Source organism: Phycicoccus sp. Soil803, from assembly GCF_001429685.1.
GTDB lineage: Bacteria > Actinomycetota > Actinomycetes > Actinomycetales > Dermatophilaceae > Pedococcus.
The window spans coordinates 900,701-919,439 of the sequence record NZ_LMST01000001.1; the positions used below are offsets into that span (position 1 = coordinate 900,701).

The 18,739-nt window shown below is 72.7% G+C and carries 12 protein-coding genes; 4 read left to right on the forward strand and 8 right to left on the reverse strand.

Going from position 1 to position 18,739, the window contains the following annotated elements; all coding sequences use genetic code 11:
• The first annotated feature begins 258 nt into the window (after window positions 1–258).
• Window positions 259–4,920, forward strand: a complete 4,662-nt coding sequence (locus ASG95_RS04260; protein ID WP_057376683.1) for an FtsK/SpoIIIE domain-containing protein — start codon at window positions 259–261, stop codon at window positions 4,918–4,920.
• On the opposite strand, the gene ASG95_RS04265 is transcribed toward ASG95_RS04260, so the two are convergent.
• Genes ASG95_RS04265 through ASG95_RS04280 form a run of 4 tightly spaced genes read right to left on the reverse strand, consistent with a single transcriptional unit; the run spans window position 4,890 to window position 9,740 of the window.
• A complete protein-coding gene (locus ASG95_RS04265; protein WP_057376684.1) occupies window positions 4,890–6,017 on the reverse strand; it encodes a BTAD domain-containing putative transcriptional regulator in 1,128 nt (375 codons plus the stop codon). The genes ASG95_RS04260 and ASG95_RS04265 overlap by 31 nt on opposite strands.
• Window positions 6,014–7,900: an FHA domain-containing protein gene (locus tag ASG95_RS04270; RefSeq protein WP_057376685.1), complete on the reverse strand. Its 1,887-nt coding sequence runs from the start codon at window positions 7,898–7,900 to the stop codon at window positions 6,014–6,016. The genes ASG95_RS04265 and ASG95_RS04270 overlap by 4 nt, the downstream gene beginning before the upstream one ends.
• Window positions 7,897–9,060: a PP2C family serine/threonine-protein phosphatase gene (locus tag ASG95_RS04275; protein ID WP_057376686.1), complete on the reverse strand. Its 1,164-nt coding sequence runs from the start codon at window positions 9,058–9,060 to the stop codon at window positions 7,897–7,899. Before ASG95_RS04275 ends, ASG95_RS04270 begins: the two co-directional genes overlap by 4 nt.
• A complete protein-coding gene (locus ASG95_RS04280) occupies window positions 9,057–9,740 on the reverse strand; it encodes a hypothetical protein (RefSeq protein ID WP_056923133.1) in 684 nt (227 codons plus the stop codon). Before ASG95_RS04280 ends, ASG95_RS04275 begins: the two co-directional genes overlap by 4 nt.
• Window positions 9,741–9,822: 82 nt before the next feature.
• Between ASG95_RS04280 and ASG95_RS04285 the strand changes: the two genes are divergently transcribed.
• A complete protein-coding gene (locus ASG95_RS04285) occupies window positions 9,823–11,109 on the forward strand; it encodes a hypothetical protein (RefSeq protein WP_057376687.1) in 1,287 nt (428 codons plus the stop codon).
• A gap of 5 nt (window positions 11,110–11,114) precedes the next feature.
• On the opposite strand, the gene ASG95_RS04290 is transcribed toward ASG95_RS04285, so the two are convergent.
• From ASG95_RS04290 to ASG95_RS04305, 4 genes are all read right to left on the reverse strand, one after another.
• The gene (locus ASG95_RS04290; protein WP_157581725.1) at window positions 11,115–12,293 is read right to left on the reverse strand and encodes a hypothetical protein; all 1,179 of its coding nucleotides are present in this window, start codon (window positions 12,291–12,293) and stop codon (window positions 11,115–11,117) included.
• A gap of 5 nt (window positions 12,294–12,298) precedes the next feature.
• Complete coding sequence (locus ASG95_RS04295) at window positions 12,299–13,567, reverse strand: hypothetical protein (protein ID WP_057376689.1); 1,269 nt, start codon at window positions 13,565–13,567, stop codon at window positions 12,299–12,301.
• 11 nt (window positions 13,568–13,578) lie between these two features.
• Window positions 13,579–15,822 (reverse strand): ABC transporter substrate-binding protein, encoded by a 2,244-nt coding sequence (locus ASG95_RS04300; protein ID WP_057376690.1) that lies wholly within the window; start codon window positions 15,820–15,822, stop codon window positions 13,579–13,581.
• Window positions 15,823–16,046: 224 nt separating this feature from the next.
• On the reverse strand, window positions 16,047–16,595 hold the full coding sequence (locus tag ASG95_RS04305) for a CGNR zinc finger domain-containing protein (RefSeq protein ID WP_057376691.1): 549 nt from the start codon (window positions 16,593–16,595) through the stop codon (window positions 16,047–16,049).
• A gap of 88 nt (window positions 16,596–16,683) precedes the next feature.
• On the opposite strand from ASG95_RS04305, the gene ASG95_RS04310 reads away from it, so the two are divergent.
• A complete protein-coding gene (locus ASG95_RS04310; protein WP_057376692.1) occupies window positions 16,684–17,658 on the forward strand; it encodes a DMT family transporter in 975 nt (324 codons plus the stop codon).
• 150 nt (window positions 17,659–17,808) lie between these two features.
• Window positions 17,809–18,501 carry a 50S ribosomal protein L25/general stress protein Ctc gene (locus ASG95_RS04315; RefSeq protein WP_056923126.1) on the forward strand — a complete coding sequence of 231 codons (693 nt, stop codon included), beginning with the start codon at window positions 17,809–17,811 and terminating at the stop codon, window positions 18,499–18,501.
• Window positions 18,502–18,739 lie beyond the last annotated feature (238 nt).

The following is an 18,739-nucleotide window of genomic DNA, read 5'->3' on the forward strand; positions in this document are numbered from 1 at the left end:
CATGGCGCAAGGCACCCGCTCAGCCATCGGCCTCATGTGCGACTCCTCCGGTTCTTCCACCCGGTGCGTCGGCTGGAAGGCCTGTGCGAAGTCGAGCACAGCCGCGACGGGAGGGAATCGGGCAAAAGGGGGAGCGGGCCCTCATCCCGCCGACGGCTCCGCACCCGGTCGATTGGAGATTGCCTTCAGGGACAGGCCTCGGCGTCGACCGGCTCCGTCGATGCGACGCTCCGTCGACCGACACTGCGAAAGGTGGCGATGAGCGGTCGGATGCTGCTCCGATTCGTGTCCGGTCCGGATGCGGGACTCGTCCGGACCGTGGTCGCGCGCGTCGTGGTGGGGCGAGGGCAGGAGGCCGAGCTCCGGCTGACGGACCCTTCGGTGTCGCGACGGCACGCCCTGCTCGAGCCTCGCGACGGGGGTGTGCTGGTCGTCGACTCCGGTTCGCGGACCGGGACGCTGGTCGAGGCCCGCACGGTGAGTGCGCCGACCTTGGTGCGCCCCGGTGGGCAGGTGTCCTTCGGTGAGTCGACCGCGGTCGTCCTCGAGGTCCGGGCAGCGCTGCCCGGCTCCGACGGCGCGGTGCTGGTGGCCACCCACCAGGGCGTCGAGGTGGCGCGACTCCCGGTTGGGGGCGAGGTACTCCTGGGCAGGGAGCGGACCAGCGACCTCTTCCTCGACGACTCCAGCGTCTCGCGCCGGCACGCGACCGTGACCTCCACGGCGGACGGCCTCGTGCTGGCCGACCTCGACTCCTTCAACGGCACCAAGGTGAACGGCCAGCGCGTCCACGGCGCCAGGGCCCTGTTGCCGGGTGACACCATCATGCTCGGACGGTCGCGCACGGTCATCTCCGTGGTCTCGGCGCGGCGTGGGGCCGCCCCCGCCACCGAGCTCCAGGTCCGCTCGGAGACCGGGGCGTCCGTCCAGGCGGTCACCCTCGGCACTCCGGAGCATGCCTCGGTGGGTGACGTGGCTTCGTCCCTGGCGCGCTACCTCGACCTCACCGCAGGCCCCCGCACGGCCTGGAGCCTGTACCGAGGTGAGGACGGGGCGCTCCTCCGCAACGACGACGCCTGGGCATCGGTGCCGATCCGGCGAGGTGACCTGATGACCCTCGCGGCGTTCGACGAGGCCCTCGCCCCCCGCGCGGCAGCGGGTGACCGAGCCTTCGCCGACCCCGCCGAGACCACCGTGAACACCCCGCCGAGGTCGACGACGCCGGTGCCGGTGGTCGAGGTCGCAGCACCCGACCTGCCCGAGGGCACCGAGCTCTCCGGGCGTGGCGTGGGCTGGCAGGTCGCGGCGGGACTGGTCGCGGTCCTGGCGGCCGGAGTGGTGGCGATCCGCTACCCGGCCGCCATGCTCTTCGCCGGGGTGGCGGCCGTGGCCGGGCTGGCGACCATCGGGTTCGGCATCCTCGGCGACCAGTCGAGGCGCAAGCACGGCGTCAAGACCTTCCACACCGAGCTCGGCCGCCTCGACGAACGGCTCGAGGAGATCGGACGGAGGCAGGCCGAGACCCTCCGGGCGCTCAGCCCCGACCGGGTTGAGCTGGCGGAGTGGGTGGCGGCACAGGGTCCCCGCCTCTGGGAGCGGCGCCCCGGTGACGAGGACTTCCTCCGACTGCGTCTGGGCACCGGAGCGCGCGCCCGCGCCGCCAAGGTCACCGGCTCGGGGGCCCGTCACCCGGCGAGCGGACGGTATGCCGACGAGCTGGCCGCGTGCCGCGACCACCACCGCACGACCCCGGACGTCCCGATCGTCACACCGCCCGCGGGAGTCGTCGGGGTCGCCGGACCCAGGCCGGCCGTGACCGGCATGGTCAGCTCCGCCGTGCTCGAGGCGGCCGTCCTCCACGCGCCCTCGGTGCTGAGGATCGTCCTCGTGGGTGCAGGTCCTGACTGGAGGTGGGTGCGGTGGCTGCCCCACGTGTCCCGGGCGGCGACGCGACTCCTGGCGACCGGGGCCGTGGACCCGGGTGACCTCGAGGCCGCGTTGCGGCTGGGTGCCCCGGGGCGCGGAGGCGGAGACGCGCGGGTGCTGCTCGTGGTCGGACAGGGCAGCTCGGCGCACCCTGCGGTGATCGACGCCATCCGGGCGGTCACGTCGGCCGACGGTCTCGTGGTGGTGCTGGACGACGACGCCCGGTCCCTGCCGCCGGAGTGCCAGGTGGTGTGCACCGTGTCCGCCTCCGGTCAGGTGGTCGCCGACGGCGTGTGGGAAGACGGTCCGATCGGTCCCTTCTCCCCGTCCGTCGTCGCTCCGGAGGCTGCCGGCCGCGTCGCGGTGGACCTCGGGCGGCTGCGAGACCCGAGGTCCCTGGACGGGGGTTCGGCAGGCCCCCGGGGCGTTCTCGAGCTCTCCGGGCTCTCCGACGCGGTGACCGTGGGCGACCGTTGGCTCGACGCCGGACCCGGCGTCGAGAGCAGCTTCGGCGCGGACGACCAGGGACGGCCGGTCTCGGTCGACCTCCGACGGGACGGCCCGCACGGGATCATCGCGGGCACGACCGGTTCGGGCAAGAGCGAGCTCCTGCTGTCCTTCATCGGTTCGCTGGTCGCGCAGCACCCACCCGAGCGACTGGTGCTGTTCCTCATCGACTTCAAGGGTGGGGCCACCTTCGCGTCCTTCGAACAGCTTCCCCACGTCGTGGGCTACGTGACGGACCTCGATGGTTCCGAGCGACTGTCCGAGCGCGCCTTCACGTCACTGGATGCCGAGATCGCTCGCCGCAAGCGGGTGCTGGCGGAGCACGGAGTGCCTGATCTCGTGGCCTACGAGCGGCTGGTGGCGGCGCCGCCGATGCCCACCCTGCTCGTGGTCATCGACGAGTTCGCCCTGCTGGTCACCGAACAACCGCGGGTGAAGCCGAGGCTGGACGCCATCGCGGCGCAAGGGAGAAGTCTCGGGATCCACCTGTTGCTGGCCACCCAGTCCCCGGGAGGGGTGATCACCCCAGCCATCCGCGCGAACACGAACATCTGGCTCTGCCTGCGTGTGGTCAACGACGCGGAGTCGATGGAGGTCCTGGGTTCGCGCGACGCCGCCCAGATCCCCAACGACGCGCCCGGACGGGCCTACCTCCGGCGCGGGGCCGAGCGCAGCCTGGTCGCCTTCCAGACCGCGCGAGTCACGATCGGGAGCGCCACCTCAGGACCGGTGGACGTGCGGGTGACGCCGTTCGGGGAGCCGCCGCCAGCCACCTGGCGTCCGGACACCCGGGTCGGGAGGCCGGTGCGCACCGAGCTCGACCGACTGGTGTCGGAGGCGGTGGCCGCGCACGCTGCCCTTGGTGCGACGGCCCCGTCCTCGCTCTGGATCGCACCCCTGACCGACGACCTTGCCGTTGACGACCCGGCCCTGGCCGGCGCCGGGGCTGCGCTGTCGGACGGGGACGACCGGCTCCCCGTGCGGCTCGGGCTGGTCGACGAACCGGAGTCCGCGCGACAACGCCCCTTCGACCTCGACGTCGCCCTCACCAACGTGCTGGTGAGCGGGGTGTTCCGTTCGGGGCGCACCACGACCGTCCGACGCATCGTCGCTGAGCTCGTGACGGCCCGGCCTCCGAGGCTCCTCCACCTCTACGTCATCGACGGGCGCGGAAGCCTGCGGGAGGTGGCGGACCTTCCCCACACCGGCGGCTACGCAGGGGTCCACGAGCTGGAGCTGCTGGCCGGCCTGGTCGACCGCGTCGCGCGCGTCGTCGAGCAACGCAGGGAGCACGGCTTCGACCCGTCGGTGGATGCCCGGGTGGTGCTCGTCGTCGACGACTACCCGACCTTCCGTGAGGCCAGCCAGCCGATCCTCCAGGACCGGCTCAACGACCAGCTGCTCAGCCTCGTGTCCCAGGGGCGCAGCCTCGGGGTGCATGTGGTGATGACCTGCGGCCAGGTCAGCGACCTGCGCCTGACCCTGGCCTCGCACTTCCAGACCAAGATCCTGCTGCGGCAGCCGGAGGCCGTCGACTACGCCGTGGTCGACGTGCGTCTCAGCCCCGCTGAGATGCCCGAGGACCTCCCCGGGCGGGCGCTGGTCCGGGGCGGCCACGAGGTCCAGGTCGTCAACCAGATGAGTGTGCCGCGGTCGCGTGGGGGCGACGGGCAGGGTCGACCCCGCCTCCTCGTCCGGCTCCCCTCCGACCACCGCGAGGAGGCCACCAGCGGACGCGACACCTGGCCCCCGGGCCAGGTGCCGATCGGCGTGGGCGGCGACGATGCCTCTCCGGTCTGGCTCGGGCCGCGCCACGGACCGCACCTGGTCGTGCTGGGCGAGTCGCTGACCGGCCGCACCACCGCCCTCCAGACCGTCGCAGGCCGGCTGCTGGTCGAGGACCCGCGCCGCGTCCTCGCGGTCGTCACCCGCCGCCGGGGTTCCGCCGGTGGGTGGGCTTCCCTGCCCCGCCAGCTCGCGGTGGCCCAGGGCCCCGAGGAGCTCGACGACCTCCTCACCGCGGTCGAGTCGAGCACGGCCCCCGTCGTGCTGGTGATCGACGACGCCGAGGCGATCGGAGCCCCCGTGTCCGCCGGCGAGCGGCTCGACCGGCTCCTCCGAGATGCCCGTGGCACCGAGCTCCGCTCCGTGGTCGGGGCGCGGACCGCCGACTGGGCCCGGCTCTTCGACGGGTGGGCCCGGTACCTCGCCAGCCTGCGGGTGGCGCTGCTCCTGGCGCCCACGCCGGAGGCGGCCATGGCGGCGGAGGTCAGACTTCCCGCCACCGTCGTGCCGATGGTGCAGGGTCGTGGCTTCCTGGTGGCTGGGGGCCGCGCCGAGCTGGTGCAGGTGACCAGGCTCGTGGACCCGGCAGACCACGTCGAGCCGGCGCGGTCGTCGGACTCGGTGTCGCCGGACGCCCGGGCGGTGCAGGCCGGTCTCCCGGGTCACCCGGATCAAGAGGTCGCAGCGGGCCCGGCCTCATAGCGCACGATCAGCGGACCGATCTCGATGCGGTCCCCGTGCGAGAGGGGCCGGCCCTCGGGCCCGGGGACGACGGGTTCACCGTTGACCGCGGTCCCGTTCGTCGACCCGAGGTCCTCGACGCTGTGGCCGCGACTCGTGGCGGCGATCCTGGCGTGGGTCCGGCTGACGTCCCGGTGGTCCAGGACGATCTCGCAGTCGGGGTGTCGCCCGACGACCGCTCCGCGTCTGCCGAGCACGAGGCGCCTACCGTCGGGAAGCACCACCGCGAAGCCCCCTGAGGCGCTGGTCGCGACGTGGGTCACGGCCGATCCCGAGAGGGGCCGCTTCGCGACCCGCGTGAGGGAGGGGTCCTGGGCCAGGACCCGCCGCTCGACCTCGAGCAGGCCCGGGCCGGGGTCGACCCCCAGCTCACGGGACAACAGGCGCCGCGCTCGGCGCAGCGTGGTCAGGGCGTCCGACTGTCGGCCGGCCTGGTAGAGCATGGTGGCACGCAGTCCCCACAGCTCCTCGTGGAGCGGGTTGGCAGCCAGCTCCCGCTCAACGGCCGGCATCGCCTCGTCGTGGACACCGAGTGCCGCCAGGCACCGTAACCACCCCACGACGGCCGCCAGTCTGGCCTCCTCGAGCTGGCTTCGCTCCACCGCGACGAACGGCGCGAAGTCGAGGTCTGCCAGCGCGGTGCCGCGCCACTCGTCGAGGGCGGTGCGGTATGCCGCGGCGGCGCCGTGGTGGTCGCCGCGGGCCTCGCGTCGCGCTCCGGCCCGCCGCTCCTGGTCGAAGAGCTCGACGTCCACGGTGCCCGGCGGGAGCATCAGGCGGTACCCGGGCGACTGGGTCACGAGGGACGCCGTGAGTCCCGCAGGCGCGAGCACCTTGCGGAGGCTCGCGACATACACCTGCACCACGTTGACCACGGTCGACGGTGGGTCGTCGCCCCAGAGCTCGTCCACGATCGCGGTCACGGGCTTGACCCGTCCGGCTGCGAGACCGAGCAGCGCCAGCAGCGCGCGGTGGCGAGGGGCGCCGAGGACGAGGGAGGTGTCCCCGACCCGGAGGTCCACCGGCCCGAGCAGCAGGAGGCGCGACCGATCCGTCATGACAGCGTGTAGGTCAGGGTGGCGATCCGCGTGTGGTTGCCACCCAGCCCCACCTCGATGACGTAGGTGCCGGGGCTGAGTGGCTCGCCGATGTCGATCGTGGCGGTGAAGCACCCCTCAGTGGGGAGCTTCAGCGGCCACTGCCTCGCGGACGACACCCGCCCCAGCCGCTGGAGCGGGTCCGACTTCCGGCTGACCGTCACCAACCAGTCCTGGTGGGGAAGGTCGGCGAGGCCCTGGTACGTCACGAGGACACCGAGCCGCCGACTGGTGCTGCGGGCACCGGACTCGGCGCATCCCGCAGTCACCCCCGGCGAGCTCCCCGGGCGACCGAGGCTCAGCCTGGTGACCGCCCCCTCGGTCTCGCCGACGACCCAGGGGCTGGTGTACGCCCGACCCCTGGCTGCCGCGTCGATCAGGGGCCGGGCCAGGTCGACCGGCACCAGGCCCGCGAGCAGGCTGTCATCGCGGGTGTGCTTGTTGAGGGTCGGCACGGCGATGATCCGCCCGTCCGCGTCTGCCGCGAGTCCTCCGGAGTTCCCGGGGTTGAGCCGGGCGTCACTGTTGAAGAGCGAGACGGCGTCCTTGAGCCTCGGGTCGTGGACCGTGCCGGAGACCACCCCGCGCGTGAAGGTCGCGGCGTCCGACTGCGCCAGGCCCGGGAACCCGACCACCCAGACCGGATCTGCCGATCGGACGTCCGCCGACCGGGCGAGCTCCACGTCGACGAGGTCGTCGAGGGCGCCCTCGGGGAGGGCGCTGCCCTTGTCGTCGACGGTGATGCGCAGGACGGCGAGGTCGAGGTAGCCGTCGGCGGCGGCCACCTCGGCGCGATAGCGCTCCGTGGCTGGTTGGTCCCGGCCGCTGGAGACGGCGATGGTGATCGACGTGGGCGACGGGGTGAGTGCCTGACCCAGCACGCCCTGCACGACACCCTGTCCGGGAGCATCCGGCGCCGCCACGTGGGCATTGGTGAGGATGAGTCCGCGCGCTGCGTCGACCACGGTTCCCGACCCGGACCCACTCTCGGTGACGACCCGGACGGTGGCCTGGGCCAGCCGGTCCAGATCCGGCTCGGACGGCCCGGAGACCGCGCGTGCGAGGCCCCAGCCACCGACACCGACCACCACCAACGCCCCGGCCACGACTGCCGCGACGGTCCTGCGCTGACCCGGGACCAACGCCCCGAGCCGGGTGAGCAGGTCGCCGCGCCGGGCCCGGGCTGGTGGTGACTGGCTCGACACGACGAGCCGCTCCCCGACGTCCGGGTCGCCGAGCATGACCTCGACCGTGCCGCTGACGGCGATGCGGGTGACCCGCCTTCCCTGCGCGAACACGCCTCCGGTGCTCCCGGTGTCCGCCACCTCCCACTCGGTGCCGGTGTGGCGCACCTCGAGGTGGTGGCGGGAGACCCGCGGGTTGTGCGAGACGATCGTCGCGTCGTCTGCCCGACCCACGACCGCCGTCTGTCCAGCCGCCAGCCGGCAGGACTGGCCGGCGCACTCGAGCAGCAGCTCGTCGCCGGTGGTCAGGGTCTCGGCGTCCAGAGCTGGGTCGGCCACCAGGGGTCCGCCGGGTCGCTGCGCCAGGGTCTGGGTCTCGACACGGATGGGCACGGCCTTCTCGCCCTGGCCCAGCACGATCACGTCGGCGGTCGACAGTGGGTACGCGCGCACCCGCTGCCCCTCGACCCAGCTCCCGAGCGAGCTGGACTCGTCGCGGAACGTCCAGGCGCCATCGACGGACTCGAAGGTCCCGTGGTGGCGCGAGACCACCGGTGAGTCGAGGCGGATGGTGCAGTCGTGGTCACGGCCGATGGACACGCTCGTCCCGGGCTCGTGGACGGTGCGGCCCGCCGGGGTGGTGACGACGAGGGTGCTCATGACCCGGTGCCCGTGGGTGCGTCGCTCGCCGAGGCCGACGAGCTCTTGGCCGGCATCTGTGAAGGGGTGCTCGCGGCCGAGGTGGTGGTCGGCGGAACGGTGGTCGGCGCGGTGCTCGTTCCGGGGGTGTCGACCGGCTGGGCCGGGGCGTCGGATCGCGTGGCGCGGGTCGGGGAGCTCGCACCCGACGTGGCGGTTCCGCTCGTGGCGGGAGTCGGGGTCGAGGTGGTGGCGAGGACCGGCGTCTCGCGCGGCGTCGGGGTGTCACCCCGGCTGCCCAGTCCCACGACGGTCGCCGCAGCCACGGCCAGGATGCCGAGCCCTCCCAGGGCGAGCCAGCCCGGCTTGCGCCCACGGGTGTCGACGGGAGCTCGTGAGAGCAGGACCAGGGTGACGTCATCGCCGCCGACGGACGCAGAGTCGGCAGCCCAGCTCTCGAGCGACCCCGCGACCTCGTCGAAGCCGTGCGAGTCCAGCTCGCCGACCAGGTCGGACATCACCTCGGCCTCCCAGCCCTCGCTGGCGAACGAGTTGCCGTACCCGTCGGTGGACAGCAGGATGGCTGACCCGCTGTCGAAATGTGCTGAGCCCCAACGGAAGTCAGCCAGCGCGGTGGGAAGGCAGAGGCTGGTCGTCTCGTTGGCGACCAGTCGGTCATCACCGGGCACCAGGTGCTCGAGGCGCTGTGGACCTGCCCCCAAGGCACTCCCGTCGCCGATCTGGGCGACCGCGACCACGTCGTCGGCAGCCAGGGCCACGATGAGCGTCGCGCCGTACAGGATCGCCGGGTCGCGGGTCTCTCCCCCCGCCTTCTCCTCCTCGTCGGCGGTCAGCGGGTGCCGGCCGTAGTGCTCATCCACTGCCGCCCGCCACGCGGGCACCAACCGGGCGGGTAGGGCGCGTGCCGCCGCTGCTGCGTCGGGACGTCGCGCGGACAGGAGCTCCGCGCCGAGCTCGATGGCCAGCCGCACGGCCAGGGTCGACCCGACCTGGCTGCGCACGTATCGACGACCTCCGTGTCCGTCGGCGATGGCGGCGACGACCGACGCGCCGACGCGCCGCACGGCATACGCGTCCTGGTTGGGGGCGCCCGTGCGCTCGTGGGAGGAGCCGCGACGGCTCGCGCCCTCGGCCACCCACGCGGTCGCCCCTCGGCTCACCAGACCACCTCGGACGCATCGGCATCGGCGGCGTGGGGAGCCCTGCTGAACACCGGCTCGGGGGCCGCCGGGGCGAGCGCCGACGCGACGCGTGAGACGTGGGTCGACGCCCAGCGGATCGCCGCGACCAGGTCCTCGGGGTTGTTGGCGCGGATCGGCTCCGCATCGGGATCTCCCATGAACCGCACCAGCATCGCGTGGTCGGCATCTCGCCCGATCCCCACGGCGATCCGGACACTGCGGGAGCCCCACGGCTCGGCCTCGAGCCGCTCCAGCGACTCGGTGTACTCGTCCGTGGGCATGCCGTCGGAGATCAGCACGATGGCCGGTGGCAGGGCGCGGGTCTCCATCGGAGGCACGGTCAGGACCGACCTCAGCAGGTCGAGGCCGGCACTGAGGTCGGTGTAGCCGCCGCTGCCCAGGTCGTCCCAGACCAGCTCGTCCACCGGCGTCGGGGTCTCGACGTGCCACCGGGCCCCGGTGCCGAACGCGATGCACCGCACCAGCAGGTCGGCGTGGGGGTTGCCGTCGGCCACCTCGCTCAGGTGTGGGAGCGCCTCGCGGATCGCGGCGTTGAGCGCCCGCATCTTCCCGTCGCTGGCCATCGACCCCGAGCAGTCCGCGAGGATGAAGAAGTGCAGGGGCCGCTGGGCGAGTCGGCTGCCGGGTCGTTCAGGCATGGTCGAACCTCCGGGCAATCGGGCCCCGAGCGCGAGGTGCGGGTGCCATCATGGGCGTGGACGAGGAGGGGAGGGCCAGCCCGTGGTCAGGCCCGGTGACGTGGTGACGTTGCGTCGCTCTGCCACGCAGTGGACCGTGGGCCGGCTCCTGGGCGAGGGTGGTCAGGGCACGGTCCACGAGCTGGTACCCCAGGACGGCTCGGCCCGACGCCTGGCGCTCAAGTGGTATGCCGCGAGGTCGGTGAGCGAGAAGCAGCGCCTTGCGATCACGGCCGTCGCAGCGAGGCACAGCCCGGGTCCGATGTTCCTGTGGCCCATGGAGGTGATCAGCGCACCCGACGGCAGCTTCGGCTACGTGATGCCGATCCGGCCGCCCGAGTTCGTGGGTCTGGGGGAGATGCTGAGAGGCCGTGTCGACGTGACCCCGTCCCTGGCGGTGCGGTTGAGCCTGGGCATGGCGCACGGCTTCCTGCTGCTGCACTCGCAGGGCCTCTGCTACCGCGACATCAGCTTCGGCAACGTCTCCTTCGACCCGCGGTCGGGCGCGATCCTGATCTGCGACAACGACAACGTGGGCGTGGACGGGGAGAGCGAGAGCGGCGTACTCGGGACGCGCCGGTTCATGGCCCCCGAGATCGTGCGCGGGGAAGCCAAGCCGGGCAGCGAGACGGACCTCTACTCGTTGGCCGTGCTCATCTTCTACGTGCTGATGGTGCACCACCCCCTCCTCGGCCGGCGTGAGCTCGAGTACCCCTGCCTGGACCGCGATGCCGAGGGCGACCTGTTCGGTGACCGCGCCCTCTTCGTCTTCGACCCCACCGACGACGCCAACGCCCCCGACCCGGTCGAGCACCAGACCGTGCTCGCGAACTGGGCCATCCACCCCGAACCGGTCAAGCGGCTCTTCGTGCAGGCCTTCGGTGAGGGCATCCGCAACCCGCAGCGACGGGTCCGGGAGAGTGTCTGGCGCGCCACCCTCGCGCGCCTCCTGGACGCGGTCCGGACCTGCGAGGCCTGCGGCCGCGAGAACTTCTCCGGGCCGGGCGTCCCCACGACCTGCTGGGGTTGTTCGGCCGTGCTGCCGAAGCCCATGCGCCTGGTCTTCCCCCACACCGAGCTCGCGCTCGGCGCGGGGACGCGGATCTACCGCCACCACATCGCGAAGGACTACGACTACGAGCGCACCGTCGGAGAGGTCACCCGGCACCCGACGCGGGACGTGTGGGGACTGCGCAACACCGGCAGTGCCACCTGGGAGGCCCGGATCCCGGGGCGGGAGCCGACGCAGATCGAACCCGGACAGGCCGTGGCACTCGTCCCGGACACCGTGCTCCGCCTCGGCGACGTCGAGGCCCGCCTGGCCACCTGACCGACTCATCGGGGGCTCGCCGGTGACGACGGCTGCTGCTGCGCCGTTGGCGTGCGCGACTCGAGTGCCTCGACCAGGCCCGTGCGACCCTTGAGCCACAGGTCCCCCTGGGGCGTGAGCAACCGCGGTGGGTTGCCAGGTGCGACCTGGACCCCTGACCATGGGACGTTCAGCTCTGGTGGTCCAGTCTTGGAAAGTGCTGGATACCAACGGAATCCGTTGTCGTCCACGACCATGATGCCGTTGCGCACGAGCTTCAGCGGGACCACGAGGACCGCCGCGATGAGCACCGCCAGGACGCCCATGCGAGCCAGGCCTGCGGGGAGGACGAGCGAGGCCGCAGCGAGGACCGCGAAGAGGGCCACGGCGGCATACCTCAGGTGCGGGTTCCTGCCGCGGAACGCGTAGTAGGCCCCGATCGGGAAGCCCTCGCGTTGGATCGCCTGAGCAACCGCGAAGCGGGACGATGCGGGCCAGGGGACCGTGGGGGCGGCCTCGCCCCCGGCCTGGTGGGCGGGGACGCCGGTGCGGCCGGGAGTGGGCGCAGGTGCGGGCTCTGCTGGGAGTGCCACCACCGACGACCGGTCGGGCAGCTCGGTGGCCATCGGGTCGAGCCTGCGGTCGGGAGGCAGGACCGTGGATGCGTCCTCCGCCCCCGAGGTGAGGGGGACTCCGATGCCGCCGGGTGCCGCGGTCGCGCGACCATCGGGGTCGTCGCCCCGGTCCGCACCGTCCGAACCGTGGGTCGAGCCCGGTGCCTGGTCGGAGTCGGTGCTGGAGATGCTTCCGGCCGACGGTGTCGACCCGACCCAGCCACCATCCGACACGGATGCGGGGTCGGGAGCCTCGGCCGCATCGATCCCGAGCGCTCGGACCCAGTGGCCGATCGCAGTGAGCGCGGCGTCGTCCGTCCAGCCGCGGGCCTGCGCCAGGATCTGCGCGTGGCGGTGCAGGTCGGCCGACGTGAGCGGAGCCGCGGCGAGCAGCTCGGCCGGCACGTTCTCGTCGAGCGCCGTCACCACGAGGTGCACGTCGGCGCGGTAGGTGTGGGCGTCGTCGCCGAGCAGGCGGGTCAGCTTGAGCCGCAGCTGTGAGGGTTGCCCGGCGAACGCCAAGGGGTTCCCCGCCAGGGCGGCGGCCAGCGCTTCGCCCACCGGGCTGGACCAACGGTCAGTGAGTCGCACGTCCTTCACCCCCAGCACCCCATCTGCTCATTGCAGTAGACCGTGATGGCGATGGTCGCCCAGTTGCTGGTCACGCCACTCCCGGTGAGCCGGTACCTGATGGTGTCGGTGAAGTACCCGTTGTGGTGGGGGGTGTAGAGGATCTGGTGGCCACTGATGCTGACCGAGCCGTGTCCGCTCACCGAGGACGCGTTGGCGATCGACCAGGTCGTCACGGTCCCCGACTTGACGACGTTGATCTTGGCCTGGCAGAGGTTGTCGGCTGCGTTGGGAGGAACGAAGTCGACGCACTGCCCGATGCCGTCCTCGTAGAACTTGGGGGTCCAGGCTGCGCTCGTGTTGCCGGCCCTGAGGGTCTTGGGCGCAGGGGGCGGCGGCGCGACGGACTTCGACGTCGTCGACGAGCTCTTGGGCGGGGTCGAGCTCGACGTGCGCTTCGGCGGGGTCGAGCTCGACGTGCGCTTCGGCGGCGTCGAGGTGCTGGTGTGCGCCGCGGGCGCCTTGGTGGGCGGCTTGGTGGGGGCTTTCGTGGTCGCCGTGGCGGTCACCGGCGGGACCTTCGTCGCGGCACCGGTGGTGGCCGTGGTCGCGCCCGACGTCGTCGTGCCGCTCGGGCTGCGCAGCGCGGAGTCCGTGAGGGTCGTCCGGTCCGTCCCGTCGCCGACCGTCGAGAACCACACCGCCCCGGCCACGACGGCCAGGACCGCGGCCGCCGATCCCGCCATCACGCGTCGACCCAGTGGGACCACCTGTCGGTGGCGGGCCGGCTGGTCGGCGGACACGGGGAAGCCGAGGATGCCTCCGGCATCACCTGCGTCGTCGACCGCGCCGTCGGCTGCGCCCTCGTGCGGCAGCTCCGTCGCGGGATCGGAGACCGACCCCACGCTCGGGCCGGACACCGCCGAGGTCAGGCCCCCGGTGGCGCTCAGGGTGGTGACGGACCCGAGGGCAGCCGCCCACACCCCGATGGCGTAGTCAGCAGCACCGTCGGAGAGCCCGCGTTCGACGAGTCGAGCCCGGAGCCTGCCGTCGTCGAGGGCCACGTCCGACTCGGTGAGCAACGACTCCTCGCGGCCGATGAGAGTCGAGGGGATCCCCTCCTCGCTCGCCAGGGCCAGCGCGTCGATCTCGGAGCGGTGTTCGCGGGCGGCGGCGCCGAGGGCGTCCGAGAGGACGGCACGCACCCGGTCGGGGCTCTCTCCGACGCGTCGACCGAGGTCTCGGACGGCACGCTGCAGGGCTTCGGCTGTGGCCTCGGGCTGGTTCTCGGACATGGCAGGTTCCTTCAGGACTCGGTGGGGGCGAGCGAGATGCGGAGGGGGTCGATGGCCCCGGAGAACTCGAGTGAGGTGGTGGCCCCGTGCACCGCGGAGCCACTGCCGACGAGGGACGCCCGGTTGGCGAGCGGGACCAGCAGGGCGAGGACGGAGATGACGTCGTCGACGTTGAGCCAGGCCGTGTCACGAGCAGGTCCCGGGGCGGTCCCGATGGCGCTGTCGATGGCGGAGGTCAGGGTCGCGGCCTCGGCGGCCGGCAGACCGGCCACGAACCGGGGGTCGACGCTCTGGGCCGTCCGGGAGCGGTCGAGGCCGTCGACGTGGTCGGCGCGCACCACGTCGTAGGTGGTCGTCGTCGCCGCGTCCGCCATGGCCTTGACGTAGGCGCCCTTGTCGCCCTTGAAGGCGACCAGGTTGACGGCGAAACCGGCCTGCTTCCACCCCGCGGAGAGCGCGGCCATGGCCCGCTCCGACTCTGGAGTGGAGTGGTAGGCCACCTTCAGGCGCGGCTTGTCGCCGGCCAGCAGGTTGCGGGCCTGCTGCAGGTCGAACGCGACGGTGGGGCCGCTGTGGTAGGTGCCCGCCGTGGAACGCTGCTCCATCCGGGACGCCGGGCCGCCCATCGCGGCGACGTATGACGCGCGGTCGGTCGACAGCGCAAACGCCCGGCGGTTCGCCGTCGACGCCATCGTCGCCGTCCTGGGGTTGGGGACGAGGAGCTCGGTGACGCCGGCCGGGGCGACCTGCGAGCGGTCCGGAGCACTGGCGAAGGCGCTGTCGACCGCTGCGGGGAGCGCGGTGAGGGTCACCGTCCGGCGGTACCCGACGGCATCGGCAGCCAGTCCCGCGGCGACGTCGTCGACGTCCGCGGTGGTGATCTCGATGCGGTCGGGGAAGGCCGGCCGAAGGCCGTCGGTGGTCGCGGACCAACGGCCGTTGCGCACCAACGCGACCGTGGTGGCCGAGGCGCTCCTGGCGTCCACGACGTAGGGTCCGTTGGACAGTGAGCGGGTGCCGGTTCCCACCGCGGGGGCGGCCCGGAAGGGAGCCAGCTCGGGTAGGGCCAGGTAGCGCTGGAACTCGTACTCCGGGAACGCGAGCCGGAAGGTCAGCGTCGACCCCGCGCAGCTCACCGCGCGGTCGAAGGCCGCCTTTCCTGCGGTGCCCTTCCCCTTGTAGGTCGGCAGCCCGTCCGCACCCTGCGGCACGTCGATGAGGACTGCCGCCTCGTAGGAGTAGCCGAAGAACCTGGCAGCTCCGAAGGCCCTGGCCACCCCGGCCTTGGCGTCGGCGCAGGTGACGGGTGTCCCGTCCTCCCACCGCACGTCGGGACGCAGCTCGAAGGACCAGGTCTTTCCCTTGTCGACGGTCCGTCCGGTGCTGGTCGCGAGGTCGGCGACGAGCTGTGCCGGTCGGTCGTCGGCGGCGGCGTCGAAGGCGACGAGCCCACGGTAGAGCGCCCGGTTCATCAGGAGGCGCAAGCCCGGGTCGGTCGTCTCCATGGGGTCCCAGGTGAGTGCACTGCTCGCGGTCATGCGCAGCGTTCCCCCGCTCGCGGCCGCGGGACGGGGGTGTGCGGTGTCTGGGCGGTCGGGCCAGAGCGCCTTGGCTCCCAGTGCACTCGCGACCAGAGCCGCCACGACGAGTGCGGCGGCGACCGGCACCCTGCTCCCCGGCGCCATCGTCAGCGCGACCCGGCGAGACCGGGGGCCTGCCGCCTCGTCAACGTCGAGGACGTCCTGGGGCGGCGTCGGCCTGGATGGGGCGGATGACGGAGGAGGGGCGGCCGGTGCGGAGGTCCCCGGCGCCTCCGGAGACGCGCCGAACGTCGGCGGAGGGGGGAGGTAGGTGTCGTCGGTGGCCAGGACCGCACCGCCGCGCGGGCCTGGGGTGGGGTCAGATCGCCGGGACGACAGGGACGTCCACAAGGACTCGGACACCGGCGCGTCCAGCGCCGAAGCCCAGGTGAGGGTCGCGTCGGCTGCCCGGTCCGTCGTCAGGCCACGTGCCTCGAGCAGCCCCACTCCCTCGGTGACTGCCGAGTCGGCCGACTCGACGGTGCCGATCAGGAGGGCTGGCACGCCCTCCTCGCAGGCGACCACGAGCGCGTCGACCTCGGCACGGAAGGCTCGACCGTCGACCCCGAGGATGTCGGAGAGCAGGCCGCGGACCCGGTCGGGATTGCTGCCGACGACCCGACCGTGGTCACGCAGCACCTGGGCCAGTGCGTCGTGGGGGGTCGGCCTATCCATGGGCCACAGCAGAGTCCTGACCCCTGAAGGGTCGCTGAAGGATGGAGCCCGTCGTGTGGGGGCAGCACGGAAGGCGTGCACAGCCCACCCGTCCATCGACCATGTGCCCGGCCCTTCACCACGCAAATGACGCCTGGCCGAAAGTGTGGTCGCCGATATGGGATGAACCATCCCGCAAAGGGATGAGCGCGCGGCGGGCGGGGCGGGCGTTTGCCTGCGGTGGCCTAGCGCTGTCGCTGGCGGGCCCGGTATGCCGCGACGTTGGCGCGGTTGCCACAGCCGCCGTCGCAGAACCGCTTGGACCGGTTCTTGGACAGGTCGACCACCACGTCCTCGCAGTCGTCGGCCGCACAGACCCTGAGCCGGGCGAGCTCGTCGGCGCGGATCACGTCGACCATCGCCATCGCCGCCTCCACCGCCATGCGCGTGGCCAGCGGTGCCTCGGGTGGGGTGGCGTGCAGGTGCCAGGACCACTCGCCGTGCCGCACCAGCTGGGGGAGTGCCCCCGCCTCGGCGAGCAGCTCGTTGACGAGGGCGACGGCGTCGTCGGTGTCGGCGGTCCAGAGCCGGCGCAGCCTCGGCCGCAGCTCCTTCACGGCCTCGAGCTCGGCCGGCTCACCGCTGTGCGCGCCGGTCCACTCCCAGTCGCGGACGAACTCGTCGAGGTCGGCGACGGTGGCGAGGTCCTCGGTGTCGGTGGGCAGGGTCGCCGCCGTGTTGACCAGGGCGGCCGCCCCGCGCAGCGCCACCTCTGTGTCATGGGCAAAAAGCATCTTGACTCCTGACCGCCTCGATCGCTACCGTCATGAGTATAAGGCGTTTGACCCGTTACAGGTATGGCAGGCAGCGAAGGGAAGTGGCATGGCGGCACGGTCGAAGAGCCTCGGGCTCTGGTTCGCGCTCGCCTCGGCGGCGACCTTCGGGAGCAGCGGTCCGTTCGCGAAGTCGCTGCTCGTCGAGGGGTGGAGCTCGGGCGCCATCGTCCTGCTCCGGGTGGCCGGAGCCACCCTCGTCCTGGCCGTGCCGACGATCCTGGCCCTGCGCGGTCGCTGGTCGCTCGTCCGGGACAACCTCGTGACGATCCTTGCCTACGGCGCCGTCGCCGTGGCCGGCTGCCAGGTGGCCTACTTCTATGCGGTGCAGCGACTCGACGTCGGCGTGGCCCTGCTCCTGGAGTACCTCGGTGTCGTCCTCGTCGTGCTCTGGGTGTGGCTGCGCACCCGTCGCGCCCCGAGCGCCCTCACCGGCCTGGGCGTCGTCCTCGCGATCGTGGGGCTGGTCCTCGTGCTCGACCTCTCCGGCCAGAGCCGGCCCGACCTCGTCGGGGTTGCCTGGGGCCTGGTCGCCGCCACCGGGTTGGCCACCTTCTTCGTCCTGGCGGCCGAGGACAGCACCCTCCCGCCGGTCGCGCTCGCCGGGCTCGGCATGGCCGCGGGCTCGGTCGCCCTCGGCATCCTCGGCGCCGTCCACGTCATCCCGCTCGAGTTCGCCGCCACCCCGGTCAGCCTGGTGGGTGGCGACGTGCCCTGGTGGCTCGCCATCGGTGAGCTGGCACTCATCGCCGCCGCCGCGGCATACCTCCTCGGGGTCACGGCGGCCCGCATGCTGGGCTCGACGGTGGCCTCGTTCGTGGGCCTCACCGAGGTGCTCTTCGCCGTGCTGTTCGCCTGGGTGCTGCTCGACGAGCTGCCCGGCCTGGTCCAGCTGGCCGGTGGCGTCTGCATCGTCGCCGGGGTGGTCGCCGTGCGCCTCGGCGAGCTGCGGCGGGGTCGCCCGGAGCAGGGCCCGGCGGCCGCCGAGGACGCGGATTTCCCACTCCCCGCAGGCGTCGCCTAGACTCTCGGGGTTGCCTCGGCGAGGGACACTGCACGGCTGCCACCACCTGGGGTCGGTCACGTCCGTAATTCGACGCGGTGTGGTCTCCGTGCTGCGCCCCGCGTCGAGGCCCACCGCATCCTCGAGTCCCCCACCGCACAGGAGATTTCCGTGTCTGACAACAAGCTCGTCGCTGAGACGCGCACGCAGTTCGGCAAGGGCGCTGCCCGCAAGATTCGCCGCGACCACAAGATCCCCGCCGTCATGTACGGCCACGGCGCCGAGCCCGTGCACATCACCCTGCCCGGCCACGACACGATGATGGCTCTGAAGGTCGCGAACGCGCTCCTCACCATCGTCATCGACGGCAAGGAGCAGCTCGCCCTGGCCAAGGACGTGCAGCGCGACGCCATCAAGCCCGTCATCGAGCACATCGACCTGGTCATCGTCCGCAAGGGCGAGAAGGTCACCGTCGACGTGCCCGTCCACGTCGAGGGCGAGGCCGCTCCGGAGACCGTCGTCACCGTCGACTCCCAGACCGTCCAGCTCGAGGTCGAGGCCACCCACATCCCCGAGAACATCGTCGTCTCCGTCGAGGGCCTCGAGGCCGGCACGCAGATCAAGGCGTCCGAGCTCGTGCTCCCGTCCGGCGCCACCCTGGTCGTCGACGCCGACACCCTGGTCGTCAACATCACCCAGCAGATCTCGCAGGAGGCGCTGGACGCCGAGATGGCCGAGGCCGAGGCCGAGGCCGGCATCGAGCACGAGGAGGCCGGCGACGGCGAGGCTGCCGAGGGCGACGCCGCCGAGTCCGCCGAGGGCGACGCCCCCGAGGGCGAGAAGGCCGAGTCCGAGGACGCCTGAGTCCCACTCACCGTTGTATGCCGGAAGGCCANGGTCCGACACGGACCTGGCCTTCCGGCATACCGGCTCTAGGGCGCTCCGCCCGCGCCCGCGTCTGGCCGGCGGCGCAGTGGTCATCTCAGGGCGCTGGCATGACTGCGCCCAGGGCCGACGCCTGCGCCACCGCCCGCCGGATCCGGAAGGCCACCTCCGCTGGCTGGTCGAGGTCCGACCAGACGACGCGGATGACGATGTAGCC

Bases quoted from the DNA above. Each gene is read 5' to 3' on its own strand.
- ASG95_RS04300 (WP_057376690.1), bottom strand. From the start codon at position 15,822: ATGGATAGGCCGACCCCCCACGACGCACTGGCCCAGGTGCTGCGTGAC.
- ASG95_RS04260 (WP_057376683.1), top strand. From the start codon at position 259: ATGAGCGGTCGGATGCTGCTCCGATTCGTGTCCGGTCCGGATGCGGGA.
- ASG95_RS04270 (WP_057376685.1), bottom strand. From the start codon at position 7,900: ATGAGCACCCTCGTCGTCACCACCCCGGCGGGCCGCACCGTCCACGAG.
- ASG95_RS04265 (WP_057376684.1), bottom strand. From the start codon at position 6,017: ATGACGGATCGGTCGCGCCTCCTGCTGCTCGGGCCGGTGGACCTCCGG.
- ASG95_RS04295 (WP_057376689.1), bottom strand. From the start codon at position 13,567: ATGTCCGAGAACCAGCCCGAGGCCACAGCCGAAGCCCTGCAGCGTGCC.
- ASG95_RS04310 (WP_057376692.1), top strand. From the start codon at position 16,684: ATGGCGGCACGGTCGAAGAGCCTCGGGCTCTGGTTCGCGCTCGCCTCG.
- ASG95_RS04305 (WP_057376691.1), bottom strand. From the start codon at position 16,595: ATGCTTTTTGCCCATGACACAGAGGTGGCGCTGCGCGGGGCGGCCGCC.
- ASG95_RS04280 (WP_056923133.1), bottom strand. From the start codon at position 9,740: ATGCCTGAACGACCCGGCAGCCGACTCGCCCAGCGGCCCCTGCACTTC.